Origin of the sequence: Shewanella zhuhaiensis, from assembly GCF_022484835.1 — a bacterium.
GTDB classification, from domain to species: Bacteria; Pseudomonadota; Gammaproteobacteria; order Enterobacterales; family Shewanellaceae; genus Shewanella; species Shewanella khirikhana.
On record NZ_JAKUDL010000007.1, the window covers coordinates 188,153 to 206,265 of the forward strand.

The following is an 18,113-nucleotide window of genomic DNA, read 5'->3' on the forward strand; positions in this document are numbered from 1 at the left end:
CCTAATTACTTCGAGTGTTCGGTTAAAATCTGTTTCGCTATGGCGCTCATTTCCAAACGTCTTAGCTCTATCAGCTGTTGATAAATTTTCTCTTCACGCGCCGCCATCTTACTCAGGTGTACAACCCTCTGCTGGGTTTCGATTTCAGGAAGCGTGATTGGTGTTTGTGCCAACACTGTTCGTCTGATACTGACCTGAGCAGAGCCCACGGCTGACTGCTGAAAGTATTTTTGAGCGAAGGCCTGATTGAGCTGCCAAGCTAAAAACTCTGGCAACAACGGTGTCCCTTCGTTTATGCGGATTTGAAAATAATGCGGTGAGCATACCACTGGATATTCGAGACGCTCCAGCTTGGCTGCGGGTATCTCCGTTGCGAGGTTTCTAAGCCCTCGGGCAGCAAAAACAATGTCACCAGCAGAAAGCCATTCAGGTTCATTTCTCCCCGAAACCTCAGCCCGAGTAAGGCCCCCCCATGTGATTTTACCCTCTTCATCCTGATCCCGGATTTGGATGACGTAGCCATTACCTTTTTTGGAGGCGTGAATGGCACCTCGAAAAGGATGCCCAGCTCGAATCTCTGCGACGTTTTCTAGTATTTGTGTGCTCACAGCATTTGCATCAAGTCGAATGATGCTAAAAATAATGATTGACGACAGCCCAAAAGTCAACCTAATCTAGAAAATTAAAGCATCAAACACAATGATGCAAAATATCTGGAGGATGATATGCCCTTAACGGTAAACGCGGCGTTTAGCGGATTTATGAGCGACAACGTCAATTTGGATGCAACCAAAACCACAACAGCCCGAGCAAGTAGAGACTTTCTTAAGAGTAAAATTGAAGGGTTGAGTGATTTTTTCCCTCTGTACAGTGACAAGAATATCGACTTTGGGTCCTTTGCTCGTCGTACAAAAATTCGCCCACTTAATGACATAGACATGATCTTCACACTGTCTGCAAATGGATGCACCTGGACGGAAGGATTTGACGGAACTGTGTATATCGATACCCCCTCTGATTCACCGGAGTATAAAGACTATCGTCATGACAATTCGCTGCGACTAAACTCGAGAAAAGTGATCAACAGATTTGTTAGCAAACTTGCTGCGATAAGCCACTATGAAAAGGCAGATATGCACCGCAATCAAAATGCTGCCACCCTGAAGCTCACAAGTTATGACTGGAACTTCGACATAGTTCCGGCATTTTTCACCACTGAAGATAGCAAAGGTAACACTTACTACATCATTCCCGATGGCAAAGGTAACTGGATGAAAACCGATCCAAGACTAGACCGTCAACGGGTGACAGACATCAACCAAACATGCTCTGGACACGTACTCAACGCCATTCGCGCGATGAAGTATTGGCAACGCAGAGCGACTATGCCTTCTATGTCGTCTTACTTACTTGAAAACATGTTATTGAACCACTTCGAAGCTCAGGGCACAGCCAGCTCCTATATTGACATCAACGTGATCCGCTTACTTCAATACGTAAAAGACTGTGTCTGGTATCAAGTTGCAGATCCCAAGGGAATGCAAGGCGACCTAAATACGTTATCCTACGACGACAAGCTCAAGATATCCCAAAAAGCTGAAACAGACTTCAATACAGCTCTCGCTGCATATGAGTTTGAAAAGGCAGGAGAGCAGGCGAAAGCCATTGGTGAGTGGCGGAAAGTGTTTGGAACCGATTTTCCTGAATATGGGTAATGAAATGACTTGCGTAATAGCTAATCAAAAGAAGCCATCATCTGTTGAAGCAGGATTGGCGTTTCGCTATGCGTATGACAAAGCCAAGGTCTGGAAGTCTTGGATTTGGGCTTTAGCGCTTATCTTGGCTGTTGTTCAAACGGGGGTATCTATTTACATTTTCTCGGGTCAAAAAGTACCATTTGATCCTGCCTATTTGACAGCAGCGCCGTTGCTTGCCTTCGTTTTGATAAATACTCTTGGCAAGTACTTTGTCTCTAAATGGCAATCTCTTGGGTGCACTCTCCAACGTTTACATGATTTCTTAACCATGGACGTTGGCACAAAACCATCATTCATGGAGCTCCCGAAAAGTCTTGTGGCTCAATTGAGTGCTAAACAAGAGAAGCAATCCCCTGAAGATCGAAGGGTATTGGAAACCTGGTGGTCATCAAATCTGGTGGAAGTACCCAATCCGGTTGCTAAGCTGATAGCAACTTACTCCACTTTTGCTTGGGAAAGCGAACTACGAAAACGCTACCAGTATATGTTATGGGCCTGTTTAGGGTTCTGCGTTTTCGCACCTGTTCTCATTTCTATGGTTTTAGGCCATACCATAATGCAGTTTGTTGTGTTTGTTTTGGGGCCTTTTACCCCGATTATCGCTGTTATGATAGACGAATTACTCATGAACAAACAAAGTTCAGAAATTGCCCATCAGCTAACACATGATTGCTATAACACATGGACTAACCTTCTCGCGAACAAGATAAACTTGGGAGAACTGGAGCATTCTACTGAGCAACACATGAGGTACTGGCAAAACTTCAGACAATCCGCGACGCCAATCTTTGAGTGGCTTTACAAGATTTCCAGAAAGCGCATGGAAAATAATATGCTGGTTAACACGAATGAACTTATCGTCGAATACAACAAACGCTAGACGGCATTTATCTCAATGGCCCACAGGGCTTGGTCGGTCTGGGAAGAGACTTTTCTAGCCAAGCTCTATCTCTTAAATACAGCCAAAAGAAGGCCGCATTGCACTCAGACTTGATATCACGCCGCAACGCATCTGGGTGCAACTGTCGATATCTCAATATTTGTACTCTGCAAGCACGTCGTTTCGACTCCAGATGGCACTGTTTGCGCCATTCAACCAAACCAGGCTCAGCAGAGATCACTTGCTCGACTGAGCCAACGCCAATACCGCAAAGTTGGGAAATCCGTCTACGGTGCACCCCTTTCCGAGCAAGCATAATGATTTTTTGCTGCAAGACATTATTCAGGCACTTCGGTTTCAGGTTTAACTTAACCCGATGCATTAACGCGACACGCTTTAGGTAACATCGACTTTTGCCTGTCAAACGCGAGACTTCCGCCAACGATCGCCCTTCCTTAAGCAGTTTCAGGCAACGCAGCTCTGCCAATTGCGGCTCTTCAGTGTCTTTTTCCATTGGTACAGGTGTTATTGTAGGAGGGGTATAGCCAAAAAAATCTTCCGGATTACTGAATAGCCAAGTGCCAAACAAAAGATGCCGGAATGGATGATGACTCCCACCTATATCAAGCAGTTCGGAGAGATATCGGTAGTCATCATGACCTCGTAGCAGCGGTGAGGCGGGACTAGAACGATACTCTTCAACATCACCCGAAAAACAGTGAAGTAGGCTCTTTCGACGTACATGACCACCATTGGTGATATAGCCAAGATCATTTAGGCGTTCTCGGTATCTGCTTGCGAGCTCTATCGTTAAAGCTGTATTTTTTCCAAGTAGATTCAATAAGCCATGACTAAACGCAGCAACTCTCATCTCAATAGGATTCGCAGATTGCCAAGCGCTGTTGCAAATAGGAAGAAGGCTCGGCACGATCCTCTGCCGTGACGTTAGCTCCACTTGCTCAAGCAAAACTGGATGCCTAAAACATGCAGTTACTCCTGGAAGTTGATGGATACGGTGCCAATATGTCACTCCTAATTCATGGATATCATCCACGGCGCATAGGGGACACCACTTAAGGCAGACAGAGTGACCACAACCGAATGTAGAGAGCTGACTTTCTCTGAGGGCTTGGGAACCATGACTTGCCAACAGATGAGACCGAAGCCTTTCGGCATGATTTGGTAAGTAGAACAAAAACAGGGGTGCTAATGTCTGATCATACAGTAGAGTATCCACATCTTCCTGCAACGACTCAGCCAAGCTTGCTAATCCTGCGGTGAGAAAAGGATGAATTGACGTTCGTTGCGAACCAAACAACCTTTGAGACATTTCCCAAACCGTCTCCCCAGATACCGTAGCATGGCGAATTAACCGCCCCAGCAATAGTTCATCGGGAAAGGCGGGGGGCAAGTACATTGTTTAGTCCATACCACTATGCAAATACTTTAAGCGGATCGTCGCAGAAGACCCCTGCTTCTCTTAGCATGTCGAGGGGCTCTCTCTCTATAGAGGCACGTTGCAATAGATCCATATCAGGGATTAATTCATACAAATCATCTGAGTACTGCAACATGGTAAGTAAGTCTGCAAACTCGGGATGATGCGGACGACTAAGGTCTCCAGGGATTTCGACAAGCTTACCTTTGGATACCGAAACCGGAATTTTTTTTTCAGGAACTACTTGCGTCAGATTTGAGGGTTCTGTTTTTATTTTCTTCTGCTTAAGAAGATTGATGTTTTGCTCATATTTCAGCTCATCCCTTGCCTTCGCGGTCGCCCGAATGGCGATGCTGGCACCTTTTTCTAACACCTCTTTGGTAAGCCTTTCGTCCCCTGAGCCGATAATTGCTTGTTGAGCTGACCGAAAAATGCGTACAGCTAAATCCATATTGCCAACACATAGATCATAAAGTTTATCGCCCAGTTCCTGCGTAAATGGTGAATAGACATTGGTCCATTGAAGCCTCCAGAGTTCTTCAACAAACAGCTCCCATTCACCGTTTCTCTGATCTAGCAGCCCAACCTCAAAATAGCCACCACTCTCAGCTCTCCTTGCTGCTTTCAAACTCTTACTTAACAAGTCATTGAATGGCGGGTTGGCACAAAATAGAAGGGGGATACCGAGGTTATTAACCAGGTTATGCAAAAAACCCAAAAGCCTTTCCGCTCCACCAGCCTTCGCGAGATTTAGGTTCTGCATTTCATCAATCACTAGAATACCTAGAAAACTGGATTTGATCTTGGCTTCTATCTGACTAATCAATAAGGCAATTGTGTTTGCAGGCTTTGTGGGTGGAATCTGAAGTTTTCTGTCCAACTCTTCCAAAATTCGATGACAAAGCCCCTTAACACTGGAGTCGTCTGGACAGTCGATCTTAAGCCAAACCACTTGCCTTAGAGGCGTCAAACCAGTCAAACTTTGCTCATGCTCAATCACATCTGGAAAGTAACCCAAGACCCGCTCCAACATACATGTCTTCCCAACGCCACTCTCCCCGATAACGGTGATGCCAGAGCCTTTAGGCTTGAAGAAACCTGTTCTAGGTTCAACTTCAGGACGTTCACTCACAGAGTAATGTAGATAGTTCATCGTTGTTGGTGAATTGGGACTTTTTGCAGAATATCCATCTTTAATAGCTGTCTCAACCGCTCGGAACACCTCGAGATGAACAGGCTGTGGCTGTCGAAGTAATTTCAACCGACTCAAGTATTCAACACGCTCAAACGCGCAGAGCTCCCTTTCCTCGACTAGGCATATCGGAGTATAGGCAAGAACATCAACCAGTTCTTCATCCGACAACTTTACAGGCAATGCCTCTATCAAAGAATTGCCTCTATGGTCTGGTAATATGGCAGATTGATACCGCGCCGTCTCAACTCTCACTATTGTTAACCTTTCGTCTTTTGAGTAGCGATATCACATTTTGCTGACGCTCTTCTGCCCACTGTTCAACATGAGAAGGAGTTTCTAACGACTGCTCCGATACAGGTATCTCACACTCCCCCCTCGCTTGTTGTATTGCCTCACGTCGGCGATCCTTCATACCACGGGTACGTTCCGCTTTAGAGGCTAATTTTGGTGCTTTCTGGGCCTGATCTCGGGCGTTTTTAATAATGCTCTTCCGTCGGTCGTGTCGTTCGACTGATTTGGCCGTCGGTTTAGCTCGCGTCTTTTCAAGCTTTTTCCAATCTTCAAAAAATAGGATATCGGCTTGATGCCGCTGACTAAAATTGACCGATCCTCGAATCAACTCACATCGGCTAAATCCTTCCCTTTCCCGCAAACGCACATAAATAAAAGATGAGTTATCTTGGTTAAAACGGGCCTCGAGCGGCCAGCTTCGCCCTGCTCTAGCAATTACCTTCCAGTCTTCAAAGTCCGGGTGATGGGACTTAAAGTACATCTCATCATTTCGCCTGATCCCCTTCATGGTCATAGTGACTGTTTCTACGGGTAACAGTCTGGCATGGACCTCTGCTTCATTAGCTGTAGTCAGCGCATGCCTGTGCCTTTGCACATGAATATTCCAATAATTCAATGGCGTAGGAGACAGTCCTGACTCGATAAGGAGCGTAGTTTGGCCAGATAGCGACTCAAAAACGGCGCTATTGTGGTCGAGCACCGCATCGATCAACAACTTGGTGATCTCTTTCAGAGTTAAAGTTGCGTCAAGTCTTGGGTCCTTATCTCCCCGAATATAACTGCGCCCCCTTGTCGTTCCCATTAATTCATGAACCAATTTCTGGTTCAGAATGTTAAAGCGTTGCTCAACGATCCCTTTAAGTTCAGCGCGATATGGTGGTGCAATGCTTAAGTGACCGATTAAAGGGACTGCATGCTCTTCAGCATCCTTACAAATGAATTCCCCCCTGTCACACAGTAGCCGCTGAGGGATGTGATGACATGGCCAGTCAGCCTCCTCAATTTCTATCCCGTATATGGCACAGTAATCTTTCTTAGCGCTAAAGCTGTTGACTAAAGCCTGTCGACCAGCCCTCCAAGAGGCATACTCCATAGAGACATGAAGTCCAACAATCATACGACTTTCTTTATCAACAACGCAGTATACAGTAGGCCGACCAAGCACATGATTACGGTTAAATTCTGATACAACATGTACATCAAGCACTGTTGCATCCAGTTCAAAGCAGCTACCAGGGACTTCCGTATGGTCGGTCGCTGAACCGCGTAATCCTCTTCGATTTCGAGCAAAGTCACCTGGAGACGTCTGCTTTTGGATCACCTCCTGTTTAGGGATAAGGCGTTTAATCCAATAAACAAAGGCTCGATAGTTGGGTACGCATGGTTCTCGCGATTCTTTCTCAGCCTCAATCAATTCATCCCGATAAAACTCCTTGAGCATCTGTTCGTATACTCGCCTAAACGTTACCTTTTTGCCTTTTAAGCCAAAGCGCTTCATTGCCTTAACGAACTTAGCCTTATCTTCCTCACCTGTATTTACACCGAGGGGAATATTCATTCCTAGTGTTGAAACTTGGATTGGAGAGCCTCGTTTTACCTCACCAGCAATACGCGGCTTTCCGGCGCCTCCTGAATACGTGTAAGAAGGCAACAGAGCATTACGCTCCTGCCCATACCGCCAATAGAGGTTGAGTGAGCGGTATAAATTTTGAACATAGGTTCCTTTTCGCTTCGCATGCTCAACAACTAAGCTGCTACGGGGATTAAGTGCAAACTCAAACAGAAACTCATGCGAATCAACCAACGGCTTGATCTGGTTGAAACGTTCATCCCGCTTCTTTCTATGTGCGGTCGATATCCGCTCCTCTGCAACAACCTGATAGAAAGGCGTCGGAAACACTATTGGCTTGATATGAGCACTTTTTATCTTGTCCATGAACAGAGATTGCGGCACCAAAATAGGCCTCTGGAGATTGGGGCCATCTTGCAGACGAAATAAAACCACAAGATCAGCGCCAGCATAATGTTCAAGAACTCGGTAGTTTCCATCCTCAACTCCATCAAACATGGAAATCTGCCAGACACTGTTTTTCTCAACTAGCATGGTAGTGCTCCATTTCTTTAGGGTGCACCTGGAGAACTACAACGATACCGTTTTCGGTGATTGGTCTATTGAGGTCGACAACGACTTGCTTTGTCGCCAACAAGACTTTAAAGAGCATTAATGCATCATCACACTTAATCCCAAGCGCCTGCACAAATGAGTTACAGAGCTCCTCAATCAGTACAGTTCCGATACCGATCAGCCTTTTGGCGCGCTCCATCAAATCGTCGGGAAAACTAACCCCGTGGCGTAATGGTGAGGTAAACCACTCTATGTTTTTAGACTGGATCACATTCTGTTCTGTCATCACGTAGATATGAAATGGTATCCCCAGCAATTGCCACCAGAGTCGCTCAATTTCCAATTTCTCAACCGTGCGTTTGTCGCGAAGTTGCTCTTGAGGTTTAACACTCACAGCTTCGTACCACTTTTTGAAGCCATCAGTTCTGGTCAACAAGAAGTCTGTCGTCATCACATTGGGCGTCCCATCTTTTCTATTCGGGTTTTTGGGATGGTCGACTCCGAGTGTCTGCGCAATTTTAATGGAGAGAGCTAGCGGAAGAAGAGGAAACTGCTCGCGTATATCAATAACGGATTCACTGAATTCTGCAAGATAGAAAAAGCTGGACTCGTGCTCAGAGAGTGTGTGGTGAACACGCCTAACTTTCAGCCCATCGATTTTGGCGCTATTTCCATTCGATTTAACGTCCTGAACTCGAAGCCATGGCTTGTATTCGGCACCGCTCCCCAAACCATATTTTTGCTTTAGAGAACGCTGAAAATCTTCCAATGACTCTAACTTCCTGCCACGTCCCACGATATTGACTCCATCACCCAAGATGGACTAATTATAGATCAGTGTACAAACTTTATTGTTCCAAATTGGCCTTATGTACAAACTTTAAGTGCTATGTACAAACTTTATTGTTCCTGTACAAATTACACGGCTTCTCCGGCGGCGTGCCCAGAGCTCCATGCCCACTGGAAATTGTAACCGCCCAGCCAACCGGTTACATCCACCACCTCGCCGATGAAGTACAGCCCGGGGCAGGCCTTGGCCTCCATGGTCTTGGAAGACAGTGCATCGGTATCCACCCCGCCCAGGGTCACTTCGGCGGTGCGATACCCCTCTGTGCCACCGGGAGCAATTTGCCAACTGGCAAAATAGCTGGCCAAGGCCTCGATTTCGCCCTTACCCAACTGGTTCAGAGTTTTATCTGGCAGCTCGCCAATTTCCACTAGCCGCTCCACAAAACGCTTGGGCAACAAGCGTGATAGCGCGTTCTTGATTGACAATTTAGGTGATTCAGCATTGATTGTTTTGTACCAGTCGACAAAGTTGATGCCCGGCAACAAATCAAAACTCACGGTTTCTCCGGGGCGCCAGAAGGAAGATATCTGCAATACCGCGGGGCCTGACAGGCCTCTGTGGGTAAATAGCAGCGCCTCCGAGAATACCTGACCACAGGCGGCCGTTACCGTCACCGGCAGGCTGATACCGGCAAGACACTCGAACTTGGCCTTATCTTCCGGTTGCAGGGTAAAGGGCACCAGTCCAGCGCTGGTCGGAAGCACAGGAAGGCCAAACTGCTGCGCAACTTTAAACCCGAACGGTGTGGCACCAAGTTTGGGCATCGACAAGCCGCCGCTGGCAATCACCAGAGAATCGCAGCGATAGTCGCCTTCACTGGTGTGCAGCAAAAAGCCACTATCTTCTTTACTGATTGCGAGGATTTCGGTGCGCAGCTGGGTTTTCACCCCGGCCCAGTCGCATTCGGTGGTCAGCATCTGAACAATGTCTTTGGCCGATTCATCGCAGAACAGTTGTCCGAGGGTCTTTTCGTGATAGGCGATGCCATGGCGCTCGACCATATCGATAAAATCCCACTGGGTGTAACGTGCCAGCGCAGACTTTACAAAATGGGGGTTGGCACAGAGATAGGCCGAGGGCTGGGTCTGCAGGTTAGTAAAGTTACAACGGCCGCCGCCGCTGATCAGAATTTTGCGCCCCAACTGCTTGGCATTGTCGAGCAGCAACACATCACGGCCACGGTAACCCGCTGTCAGGGCACACATTAGCCCTGCCGCGCCCGCGCCAATAATGATGACCTGATGATGCTTACAATCCGACATCCGCCTGTTACTCCCGGACATAAAAAAAGGATGCCAATTCTAGCATCCTTTTTCCTGTTGCAGCGCGGCTTTTACTCGGCTGCTGTTTCGGATTTTTTCTCACGGGCCAGCAACTCTTTGGCGGCGTCCAGTGGCGATTTGCCCTGATACAGCACGGCATAGATTTGCTCAGTAATGGGCATCTCTACCCCAAGGCGTTTGGCCAGGGTAAACACCTCTTTGGTGTTGCGATAGCCTTCAACCACCTGACCGATTTCAGCCTGAGCCGTATTCACGTCACAGCCCTTGCCCAGCGCCAGGCCGAAGCGACGGTTGCGCGACTGGTTGTCGGTACAGGTCAGCACCAGGTCGCCAAGTCCGGCCATGCCCATAAAGGTGGCTTGCTGTGCGCCCAGTGCTTCACCGAGGCGGCTCAGTTCCACCAGGCCACGGGTGATAAGCGCAGTACGGGCGTTGGCGCCAAAGCCAATGCCGTCTGACATCCCGGCGCCAATGGCAATAACGTTCTTCACCGCACCGCCCAATTGCAGGCCGATAAAGTCGTCGTTGGCATAAACCCGCAGCCGCTTGGGGCTGTGGAGCAGCTCCACCAGATCCGCAGTAAAACCGGCATCGGTGCCTGCCACCGAAATGGCGGTTGGCAAACCGGCGGCCAGCTCTTTGGCAAACGTAGGGCCAGAAAGCACTGCCAGCGGGAAGGCATCACCCAGCGCATCACGGGCTACATCCTGCAGTAAGCGGCCGGTTTCAGGCTCAAGCCCCTTGGTCGCCCACACGATGCGGGCATCGTCTCTGAGCATCGGCTTGGCTTTACCCAGCACCTCGCCGAATACATGGCTCGGTACCACCACCAACACATTACGCGAGGCCGCCAGGGCCTTGCCCAGATCGGCTTCGGTGATCAGGCAGTCGGGAAAGGCAATCCCGGGCAGGAAAGCGGCGTTGCAGCGCTCAGCAGCCAGAGTCGCGATATGCTCGGGGTCATGGCCCCACAGCAGGGTTTTGTGTCCGTTACTGGCCAAAGAAATGGCAAGGGCGGTGCCATAAGAGCCCGCCCCCAGTACCGTAATATCGGCAGTGTCTTTCATTGTTTGTTACGCGTTGGCTTCTTCGGTCTGCTCGGCCTGAACGGCAGCAGCGGCGCGCTGTTGCACGTACTGGGCAAACAGGGCATCGAAGTTAACAGGCGCCAGGTTCAGCTGTGGGAAAGTACCACGACTCACCAGGCTGGCCACGGTTTCACGGGCATATGGGAACAGGATGTTAGGGCAGTAAGCACCCAGAGAGTGGGCCAGCTGAGGCTCAGTCAGACCACCGATGTGGAAGATACCGGCTTGCTGAACTTCACACAGGAAGGCAGTTTCTTCGCCGTTTTTGGCAGTCACAGTCAGAGACAGAACTACTTCGAACACTTCGTCAGCCAGCTTGGTGCTGCGGGTATCCAGATCCAGTTTCACCTCAGGGTTCCATTCTTTTTGGAATACCGCTGGGCTGTTAGGGGTCTCGAAAGATACGTCCTTGGTGTAAACGCGTTGGATGTTGAACTGTGGGGCTTGTTGTTCGTTATTAGCTACTTCAGCCATAATTTCCTACCTATCAATATGTTGAGTCGGCTTTTACGTCGAAAGCCAGTCTAAAGGGCTGGGCTTTTGAGGCCGCAATGGATCTCAGTACCGTCCCGGTTCAGATCTTGCCAGCTAAAAAAACTTCAAAAGCCCTTTGCCGACCAATGGATCAGGGTGCTGCGGACCCGATTTCATGTGGCTTACACTGCAGTATTCTTCACATGAAAGCAACATCCGCCGCTGACCTCAGCGTTTTTTCTGCACAGGCATGTTGGCAGCCTGCCAATCGCCCATTCCGCCCTTGAGGCTAAAGACTTGTTCAAAGCCCTGAGCAACCAGTAACTGCGCTGCCTGAGCTGAAGTCATGCCAGCGTTACACACCAATATAATGGGGGTGTTCTTGTTACTTTCAAGGGAAGAAATTTGATTATTTTTGATCTCAGACATGGTGATGTTCACGGCATCCACAATATGACCTTTGCGGAACTCTTCTTTACCGCGCACGTCCACCACCTTGGCATTTTGCTTGTTTACCAGCTGTACCAGCTCCTGAGTGCCAATGTGCTTGACCTTGGAGGTCATCGACTTGATGGTGGTAACAACCAGTGCCAAAAACAGACCCAGCCAGGCGAGGCTGAGCATAGGGTTTGCCCTGAAAAACTCGATGTATTCTTGCATGATATCCCGTCGTTTTAGAGACCTGAAACTGTGTGGCCAGAGAGTATACCATCACAACGGCACAATGCAGCAAAAACGCCCTTTCTGTGGGGGCTTCTCACCTTTTTGTACACAAATGCCGTCGATGGCCGCAATCGGGGTAAATGGCTTTGTCCCCTCGGTGCTGACGTAGTAATATTTGAACAATTTCCGATTCCGACACTTCTTCCATTTATCAATCTTGAAGGTAAACCACGATGACAGCTAAACGTCCTCTGGCATTACTGATCCTCGACGGCTGGGGCTATCGCGAAGATCATGAGAGCAATGCCATCTTTCATGCCAACACCCCAGTTCTGGACAGACTCCATGCCACCTACCCCAACGGTCTAATTTCGGGCTCCGGCCACGATGTGGGCCTGCCCGATGGGCAAATGGGTAACTCCGAAGTGGGTCACATCAACCTGGGTTCCGGCCGTATCGTTTATCAGGAACTGACCCGCATCAGCAAAGCCATCGAAGATGGTGAGTTCGATGACAACCCGGCCCTGTGCCAGGCCGTGGATGCCGCGGTAGCCGCAAACGGCGCCGTGCACATTATGGGTCTGCTGTCGCCAGGTGGCGTACACAGCCACGAAGAGCATCTGGAAGCCATGGTGCGTCTGGCCGCCAAGCGCGGTGCCACCAAGGTATACCTGCATGCCTTCCTCGATGGCCGTGACACCCCGCCACGCAGCGCCAAATCCAGTCTGGAGCACTTTACCGAGCTGTTTGCCTCGCTGAATGTCGGTCGTATCGCCTCTATCGTTGGCCGCTACTTTGCCATGGATCGCGACAACCGCTGGGATCGCGTAGTTCAGGCCTATGACCTCATCACCCAGGGCAAGGGCAAACACACCGCCGACAGCGCTGTCGACGCGCTGGAAGCGGCCTACAGCCGCGATGAAAACGATGAGTTTGTAGCTCCCACAGCCATTGTGGATGCCGATGGCAACAGCGTCAGCCTCAATGACGACGATGCGCTGATTTTCATGAACTTCCGCGCCGACCGTGCCCGCCAGATCAGCCGCAGCTTTACCGACCCATCCTTCGATGGATTCGAGCGTGCGGTAACGCCCAAAACCCATTTCGTAATGCTGACCGAATACGCAGGCGACATTCAGGGTGCCATTGCCTTCCCATCGGAAGATCTGGTCAACACCCTGGGCGAAGTGCTGCAGAACCGTGGCCTGACCCAGCTGCGTATTTCCGAAACCGAAAAATACGCCCACGTCACCTTCTTCTTCAATGGCGGTAAAGAGCAGCCATTCGAGGGCGAAGACCGCATCCTGATCAACTCGCCCAAGGTTGCCACCTATGATTTGCAGCCGGAGATGAGCTCAACCGAGTTGACGGATAAATTGGTGGAAGCGATTGAATCTGCTAAGTATGATGTCATCATCTGTAACTACCCCAATGGGGACATGGTGGGTCATACCGGCAATTTCGATGCCGCCGTTAAGGCCTGTGAAGCCGTCGATGCCTGTCTTGGTCGCGTTGTAGACGCCCTGGCCAAAGTGGGTGGCGAGTGCATCATCACCGCCGACCACGGTAACGCCGAGCAGATGCGCGACCCGAGCACCGGGCAGGCGCACACGGCGCATACCAGCGAGCTGGTACCCTTCATTTTTGTTGGCCGCAACGCCACCATCGCCGAAGGCGGCCGCTTGAGCGACGTCGCACCCACTATGCTGAACCTTATGGGACAAGACATTCCGGCAGAAATGACCGGCCGTGTATTGATCACCACTGAAGAGTAAGCCATTTGTCACAGCGTATTCTGTGGAAAGCCGGCGTTATCGCTGGCTTTCTTTTGCTCTCCCTGCCGCTCCAGGCCGATGATCTGGCGCGGCGTCAGGCCGAGCTCAAAACGCTGCAAAGCCAAATTGCCAAGCAGCAGAATGCGCTGAAAGATACCAGCAAGCAGCGGGAGCAATTGCAAACGCTGCTGCGCAAAGATGAAGAAGCCATCGCGGCGGCCGCCAAGGCCATCACCCAAACCCGTGGCAAACTTAAAACCGTGGATGGAAAGCTTGAAGGCCTGAGAGTGCGCAGCAAAGAGCTCAATGCCCTCAAAGCCACACAGCAGGAAAGCCTGTCAAAACAGCTCGCCAGTGCCTATCTCGCCGGTAACCACGACTACACCAAGATGCTGCTCAGCCAGCAAAATCCCGCCACCATCGAGCGGATGCTGGCGTACTATCAATACCTTAACAACGCCCGCATCAAGGCTATTAACGAGCTCAAACACACCATGGATGAGCTCAGACAAAACCACGCCGACCAACTCGACGAGCAGGAAAAGCTAACCCAGCTGGTTGCCGAACAACAGCAGCAGGCCAAACGACTCGAAAGCGAGCAATCCCAGCGCCAGGCCACCTTAAAAGAGCTGCAAAAGACCCTGTCGTCCCGCGGCGCCGAACTTGAGCAGCTGCAAATCGAAGAGGCCAGCCTAAAGCGGGTACTGGAGCAGGCGGTGAAATCGGCCAAGGCCAGCCCCAAGCTTACCGGGCTTGCCAGTCAAAGGGGCAAACTCAGCTGGCCGACCAAGGGCCGTCTGACAGAATCGTTCGGCAGCGCACGTTCAGGCCAAATCAAATGGAAAGGCGTGTTGTTGTCGGCACCGGAAGGTCAGGACATCAAGGCGATTTCCGACGGCAAGGTCATTTATGCCGACTGGCTTAAAGGCTTTGGTATGGTGCTGGTACTTGACCACGGCAACGGCTACATGAGCCTCTATGGTCATGCCCAGGCACTGCTTAAAGGTCCGGGGGATACGGTAAAGGGCGGTGACACCATTGCACTGGTAGGACGTTCCGGTGGACAGACACAGCCTGGCCTATACTTTGAGATAAGGCACAAGGGGCAAGCCGTCGACCCGGCAAATTACTGCAGACGCTGACGCAAAGGCCCCGTACAGCAGGGGGCCTTTATGTCGCAGTTCATCCGCTATCTGGGGGCCATGGTACTTGGCCTGACGCTCGGCCTCTCGGTCAGCCTCTCCGGGCAAGAGAACGCCAAATCCATCCTCAACCAGTATGACTACCCATTGCTGGTAGACATCATGGACACCATTGAAACCTACTACGTAAACCAGATCAGCAGGGATGAACTGATCGAAGGCGCCATCGAAGGCATGTTCAAAAAACTCGATCCCTACTCGGGTTACCTTACCCATCAGGACCTTATTAACATCCGTGATGCCAACAAGGGTGAATACTTCGGTTACGGCTTTGAAGTGGCATCCGATGACGAGTTTATCCGCATTGTCTCCCCTTTTGCCGACTCGCCTGCCGCCAGGGCAGGCATTGTGGCTGGTGATCAAATTGTCGCTGTGAATAAGCATCAGGTGGCCGAAATGGCACTGAACGATGTATTGGCCGAAATCCGTTACCACAGCGTGCACGACCTGCCACTGACCCTGACTCTGCGACACTCCAATCAACAGAGTTATCAGGTTACCCTCAAGCCAGATACCATCGCGGTGGCGTCGGTACAGGGTAAGTGGCTAGAAGGCGACATCGGCTACATTCGCCTCACCAGCTTTCAGGACAGCACCACCCAGGAACTGATAAACCAAATCAATCAATGGCAAACGCCGGCCAGAGGTTTGATTTTGGATTTGCGCAACAACCCGGGCGGGCTGCTGGACCAAGCCATACGTATTGCAGACCTGTTCCTGGCCAAGGGCCGTATCGTCTCAACCTCAGGGCGCTTCTTCGATGCAAACTCCGATTACTTTGCCTCACCGCAAACCCTGATGACCAATGTGCCTATCCTGGTGCTGATCAACAAGGGCTCGGCCTCCGCCTCGGAAGTACTCGCCGCAGCACTGCAGGAAAATGGCCGGGCGCTGCTGATTGGTGAAACCAGTTTCGGCAAGGGCACGGTGCAAAGCCTGATCCCCACCATCCATATGGACAGCGCCATCAAGCTCACTATTGCCCACTACAACACCCCCAAGGGCAATGATATTCATGCAAAAGGGATAGAGCCGGATATCAAAATAGCAGTAAAAGCTGCTGTTAAAGACGAAACGGATGTGGCTATAATCAATTCAGAACAAGCTGAAAAACAAAACGAAGATCTGCCACTGGCCTCGGCCATTGCTTGGATCGAAAACCAAAAATAACTGAAAAAAATAATATTACGTGCGCTATCTGCTTGGTTTGCTGCTTGCAGCAGGGATTTTTTCGGCCCAAGGGGCCCAATTGGCGATCATCATTGACGATATAGGCTATCGTCAGACCGATGAGGACGTCCTGTCACTTCCCAAAGATGTCACCCTCTCCGTGATCCCTCAGAGTCCTCTGGGGGTTTCTCTTGCCGGTAAGGCCCACACCAAGGGCCATGAAATCATGCTGCACATTCCCATGCAGGCGCTGAATGGTCGCCCGCTTGGCAATGGCGGCCTGACAACCGATATGAGCGAAGAAGAGATTAAACGCAAAGTTGATGATGCCATTGTGCGCATCCCCTTCGCCAAAGGTGCCAACAACCATATGGGCAGTCTGCTTACCCAAATGGACAACCATATGTCCTGGGTGATGGAGCGACTCAAGCAGAACAACCTGTACTTTGTCGACAGTCTGACAACCCGCTACAGCAAAGCCGGCAATAAGGCTGAGCAATTAGGCGTGCCACTACTGAAACGGCACGTTTTTCTGGATAATGACACCAGTAAACGTGGATTGGAAAAGCAGTTTAAAGTGATGATGGAGCAGGCGCATCAGCAAGGCTTCGTGATTGCCATTGCCCACCCACATCCGGCGACGGTGAAGTTTTTGAAGGCCAATCTGCATCGATTGGCCGATGAAGGCATTAGCCTGGTGCCCACCTCTCATCTACTGCCGTACCGTCTGGCACAGCAGCAAGGTGCTAGCCCAAGCGTAAGATTGAAATAGACGGATCGGGCAGCAGCGCCAGCAATTCATCACGATTAGAGACAATGTCTGCCAGCGAATACTTATCCAGGACCGCAAGGTAAGCCGCGACGGCATCCGCCAAAATGCCCTTCAACTGGCACGCGGGTAACAGCCGACAAAGAGGCTTGGCACAATCGATAGGTGCCAGTGAATGTTCCAGCTCCCGCACCAGCTCACCCAAGTTAATCGCCTCGGCAGGCTTGGCCAGTCTGAAGCCGCCAGCCTTACCACGCACCGTCTGCAAGTAACCGGCCTTCCCCAGATGATGCACAATCTTGGAAACATGATTGGGTGACAATTCAAAAACTTCAGTGATCTCAGCAATCCGGAACAAGGCGGTTCGCTCAGGCTGCACGGCCATATACATCAGGGTTCGGATCCCAAAATCGGTATAGCGGGTCAGTTGCATAGGTCCTCACCTACAATCAGTTGGTTTGTGTCTCGAGGGAAGTGATAATCCACAGCGCTTCGTCATTACTGGCGCCACACACATCGGCGGTAGCCTTAAAGTCACTGCACACATCGGGGCGGTCTGCCCGGCCGAAGATCAGGCAAAGATTCTCATCACTGAGCTGCACACATCGCACACCAGCGGGCTTGCCTTGAGGCATCCCAGGAATAGGACTACTGATAGAAGGCGCGATACAGCAGGCTCCACAGCCCAAACGACATTCCACTTCCGTTTCTCCGATTATACCGTTGAAAGCAAAATCACTCAGTTTCGAACCGCAATAGTGCCAACTGCCGCACGCAATTGAAAGAATCGGGCGATAGGCCAAATGCAAAAAGGCCACCCGCTTGGGTGGCCTCTTCACTTATTAGGCGTCTGGCAATGACCTACTCTCACATGGGGAGACCCCACACTACCATCGGCGCTGCTCCGTTTCACTACTGAGTTCGGAATGGGATCAGGTGGGACCAGAGCGCTATTGTCACCAGACAAATTCATTATGTCCTCGCCTTGGGGCAAGAACATCCAATTCAGAAAGCTGATGCTCTATCGAGCCTGAGTTATCACTTCAATCAAGTCTGGTTTCTTCAAGACTATCTACACCATCTGAAACCCATCTGGGTTGTATGGTTAAGCCGCACGAGTCATTAGTACAGGTTAGCTCAACGCCTCACAACG

17 protein-coding genes and 1 rRNA gene are annotated in these 18,113 nt (G+C 50.4%); 6 read left to right on the forward strand and 12 right to left on the reverse strand.

Annotated features, from left to right (window positions below):
- Window positions 1–5: 5 nt before the first annotated feature.
- Window positions 6–608, reverse strand: coding sequence for a restriction endonuclease subunit S (locus MJ923_RS17595; RefSeq protein ID WP_240592207.1), 603 nt, complete (start codon window positions 606–608; stop codon window positions 6–8).
- Window positions 609–725: 117 nt separating this feature from the next.
- Between MJ923_RS17595 and MJ923_RS17600 the strand changes: the two genes are divergently transcribed.
- Both MJ923_RS17600 and MJ923_RS17605 read left to right on the forward strand, forming a co-directional pair.
- Entirely contained in the window at window positions 726–1,715 is a 990-nt protein-coding gene (locus MJ923_RS17600) for an SMODS domain-containing nucleotidyltransferase (RefSeq protein ID WP_240592208.1), read from the forward strand.
- Window positions 1,687–2,637: an S-4TM family putative pore-forming effector gene (locus MJ923_RS17605; RefSeq protein WP_240592209.1), complete on the forward strand. Its 951-nt coding sequence runs from the start codon at window positions 1,687–1,689 to the stop codon at window positions 2,635–2,637. The genes MJ923_RS17600 and MJ923_RS17605 overlap by 29 nt, the downstream gene beginning before the upstream one ends.
- 7 nt (window positions 2,638–2,644) lie before the next feature.
- Here the strand turns inward: MJ923_RS17605 and MJ923_RS17610 are convergent, their stop codons facing one another.
- The 8 genes from MJ923_RS17610 to MJ923_RS17645 all read right to left on the reverse strand — a co-directional run bounded on the left by MJ923_RS17610 (window position 2,645) and on the right by MJ923_RS17645 (window position 12,041).
- Window positions 2,645–4,054 carry a TnsD family Tn7-like transposition protein gene (locus tag MJ923_RS17610; RefSeq protein ID WP_240592210.1) on the reverse strand — a complete coding sequence of 470 codons (1,410 nt, stop codon included), beginning with the start codon at window positions 4,052–4,054 and terminating at the stop codon, window positions 2,645–2,647.
- Window positions 4,055–4,070: 16 nt separating this feature from the next.
- Window positions 4,071–5,462 carry an ATP-binding protein gene (locus MJ923_RS17615; RefSeq protein ID WP_240592211.1) on the reverse strand — a complete coding sequence of 464 codons (1,392 nt, stop codon included), beginning with the start codon at window positions 5,460–5,462 and terminating at the stop codon, window positions 4,071–4,073.
- A gap of 49 nt (window positions 5,463–5,511) precedes the next feature.
- Complete coding sequence (locus MJ923_RS17620) at window positions 5,512–7,665, reverse strand: transposase (protein WP_240592212.1); 2,154 nt, start codon at window positions 7,663–7,665, stop codon at window positions 5,512–5,514.
- Window positions 7,655–8,455, reverse strand: a complete 801-nt coding sequence (locus MJ923_RS17625) for a TnsA endonuclease N-terminal domain-containing protein (protein ID WP_240592213.1) — start codon at window positions 8,453–8,455, stop codon at window positions 7,655–7,657. Before MJ923_RS17625 ends, MJ923_RS17620 begins: the two co-directional genes overlap by 11 nt.
- A 149-nt stretch (window positions 8,456–8,604) precedes the next feature.
- A complete protein-coding gene (locus MJ923_RS17630) occupies window positions 8,605–9,798 on the reverse strand; it encodes a BaiN/RdsA family NAD(P)/FAD-dependent oxidoreductase (protein ID WP_240592214.1) in 1,194 nt (397 codons plus the stop codon).
- A gap of 71 nt (window positions 9,799–9,869) precedes the next feature.
- Complete coding sequence (gene gpsA, locus MJ923_RS17635) at window positions 9,870–10,886, reverse strand: NAD(P)H-dependent glycerol-3-phosphate dehydrogenase (RefSeq protein WP_240592215.1); 1,017 nt, start codon at window positions 10,884–10,886, stop codon at window positions 9,870–9,872.
- A gap of 6 nt (window positions 10,887–10,892) precedes the next feature.
- Window positions 10,893–11,381 (reverse strand): protein-export chaperone SecB, encoded by a 489-nt coding sequence (secB, locus tag MJ923_RS17640; protein WP_126168914.1) that lies wholly within the window; start codon window positions 11,379–11,381, stop codon window positions 10,893–10,895.
- A 228-nt stretch (window positions 11,382–11,609) separates the two neighbouring features.
- On the reverse strand, window positions 11,610–12,041 hold the full coding sequence (locus MJ923_RS17645; RefSeq protein ID WP_126168913.1) for a rhodanese-like domain-containing protein: 432 nt from the start codon (window positions 12,039–12,041) through the stop codon (window positions 11,610–11,612).
- Between the two features lie 236 nt (window positions 12,042–12,277).
- On the opposite strand from MJ923_RS17645, the gene gpmM reads away from it, so the two are divergent.
- Genes gpmM through MJ923_RS17665 form a run of 4 tightly spaced genes read left to right on the forward strand, consistent with a single transcriptional unit; the run spans window position 12,278 to window position 16,963 of the window.
- Window positions 12,278–13,819 (forward strand): 2,3-bisphosphoglycerate-independent phosphoglycerate mutase, encoded by a 1,542-nt coding sequence (gene gpmM, locus MJ923_RS17650; RefSeq protein WP_240592216.1) that lies wholly within the window; start codon window positions 12,278–12,280, stop codon window positions 13,817–13,819.
- 5 nt (window positions 13,820–13,824) lie between these two features.
- Entirely contained in the window at window positions 13,825–14,961 is a 1,137-nt protein-coding gene (locus MJ923_RS17655) for a murein hydrolase activator EnvC family protein (protein ID WP_240592217.1), read from the forward strand.
- 30 nt (window positions 14,962–14,991) lie between these two features.
- Window positions 14,992–16,191 carry a S41 family peptidase gene (locus MJ923_RS17660; RefSeq protein WP_240592218.1) on the forward strand — a complete coding sequence of 400 codons (1,200 nt, stop codon included), beginning with the start codon at window positions 14,992–14,994 and terminating at the stop codon, window positions 16,189–16,191.
- Window positions 16,192–16,210: 19 nt separating this feature from the next.
- Window positions 16,211–16,963, forward strand: a complete 753-nt coding sequence (locus MJ923_RS17665; RefSeq protein WP_126168909.1) for a divergent polysaccharide deacetylase family protein — start codon at window positions 16,211–16,213, stop codon at window positions 16,961–16,963.
- On the opposite strand, the gene MJ923_RS17670 is transcribed toward MJ923_RS17665, so the two are convergent.
- From MJ923_RS17670 to rrf, 3 genes are all read right to left on the reverse strand, one after another.
- The gene (locus MJ923_RS17670; protein ID WP_240592219.1) at window positions 16,938–17,393 is read right to left on the reverse strand and encodes an Rrf2 family transcriptional regulator; all 456 of its coding nucleotides are present in this window, start codon (window positions 17,391–17,393) and stop codon (window positions 16,938–16,940) included. The genes MJ923_RS17665 and MJ923_RS17670 overlap by 26 nt on opposite strands.
- Window positions 17,394–17,409: 16 nt before the next feature.
- Window positions 17,410–17,661, reverse strand: coding sequence for a YkgJ family cysteine cluster protein (locus MJ923_RS17675; RefSeq protein WP_240592220.1), 252 nt, complete (start codon window positions 17,659–17,661; stop codon window positions 17,410–17,412).
- Between the two features lie 147 nt (window positions 17,662–17,808).
- Window positions 17,809–17,924: ribosomal RNA gene (gene rrf, locus MJ923_RS17680) — 5S ribosomal RNA — on the reverse strand.
- Window positions 17,925–18,113: the final 189 nt, after the last annotated feature.

What these genes read in the sequence shown, in the direction of transcription:
- MJ923_RS17600 (WP_240592208.1), top strand. Translation starts at nt 726, where the DNA reads ATGCCCTTAACGGTAAACGCGGCGTTTAGCGGATTTATGAGCGACAAC.
- MJ923_RS17610 (WP_240592210.1), bottom strand. Translation starts at nt 4,054, where the DNA reads ATGTACTTGCCCCCCGCCTTTCCCGATGAACTATTGCTGGGGCGGTTA.
- MJ923_RS17620 (WP_240592212.1), bottom strand. Translation starts at nt 7,665, where the DNA reads ATGCTAGTTGAGAAAAACAGTGTCTGGCAGATTTCCATGTTTGATGGA.
- MJ923_RS17630 (WP_240592214.1), bottom strand. Translation starts at nt 9,798, where the DNA reads ATGTCGGATTGTAAGCATCATCAGGTCATCATTATTGGCGCGGGCGCG.
- gpsA (WP_240592215.1), bottom strand. Translation starts at nt 10,886, where the DNA reads ATGAAAGACACTGCCGATATTACGGTACTGGGGGCGGGCTCTTATGGC.
- secB (WP_126168914.1), bottom strand. Translation starts at nt 11,381, where the DNA reads ATGGCTGAAGTAGCTAATAACGAACAACAAGCCCCACAGTTCAACATC.
- MJ923_RS17645 (WP_126168913.1), bottom strand. Translation starts at nt 12,041, where the DNA reads ATGCAAGAATACATCGAGTTTTTCAGGGCAAACCCTATGCTCAGCCTC.
- gpmM (WP_240592216.1), top strand. Translation starts at nt 12,278, where the DNA reads ATGACAGCTAAACGTCCTCTGGCATTACTGATCCTCGACGGCTGGGGC.
- MJ923_RS17660 (WP_240592218.1), top strand. Translation starts at nt 14,992, where the DNA reads ATGTCGCAGTTCATCCGCTATCTGGGGGCCATGGTACTTGGCCTGACG.
- MJ923_RS17670 (WP_240592219.1), bottom strand. Translation starts at nt 17,393, where the DNA reads ATGCAACTGACCCGCTATACCGATTTTGGGATCCGAACCCTGATGTAT.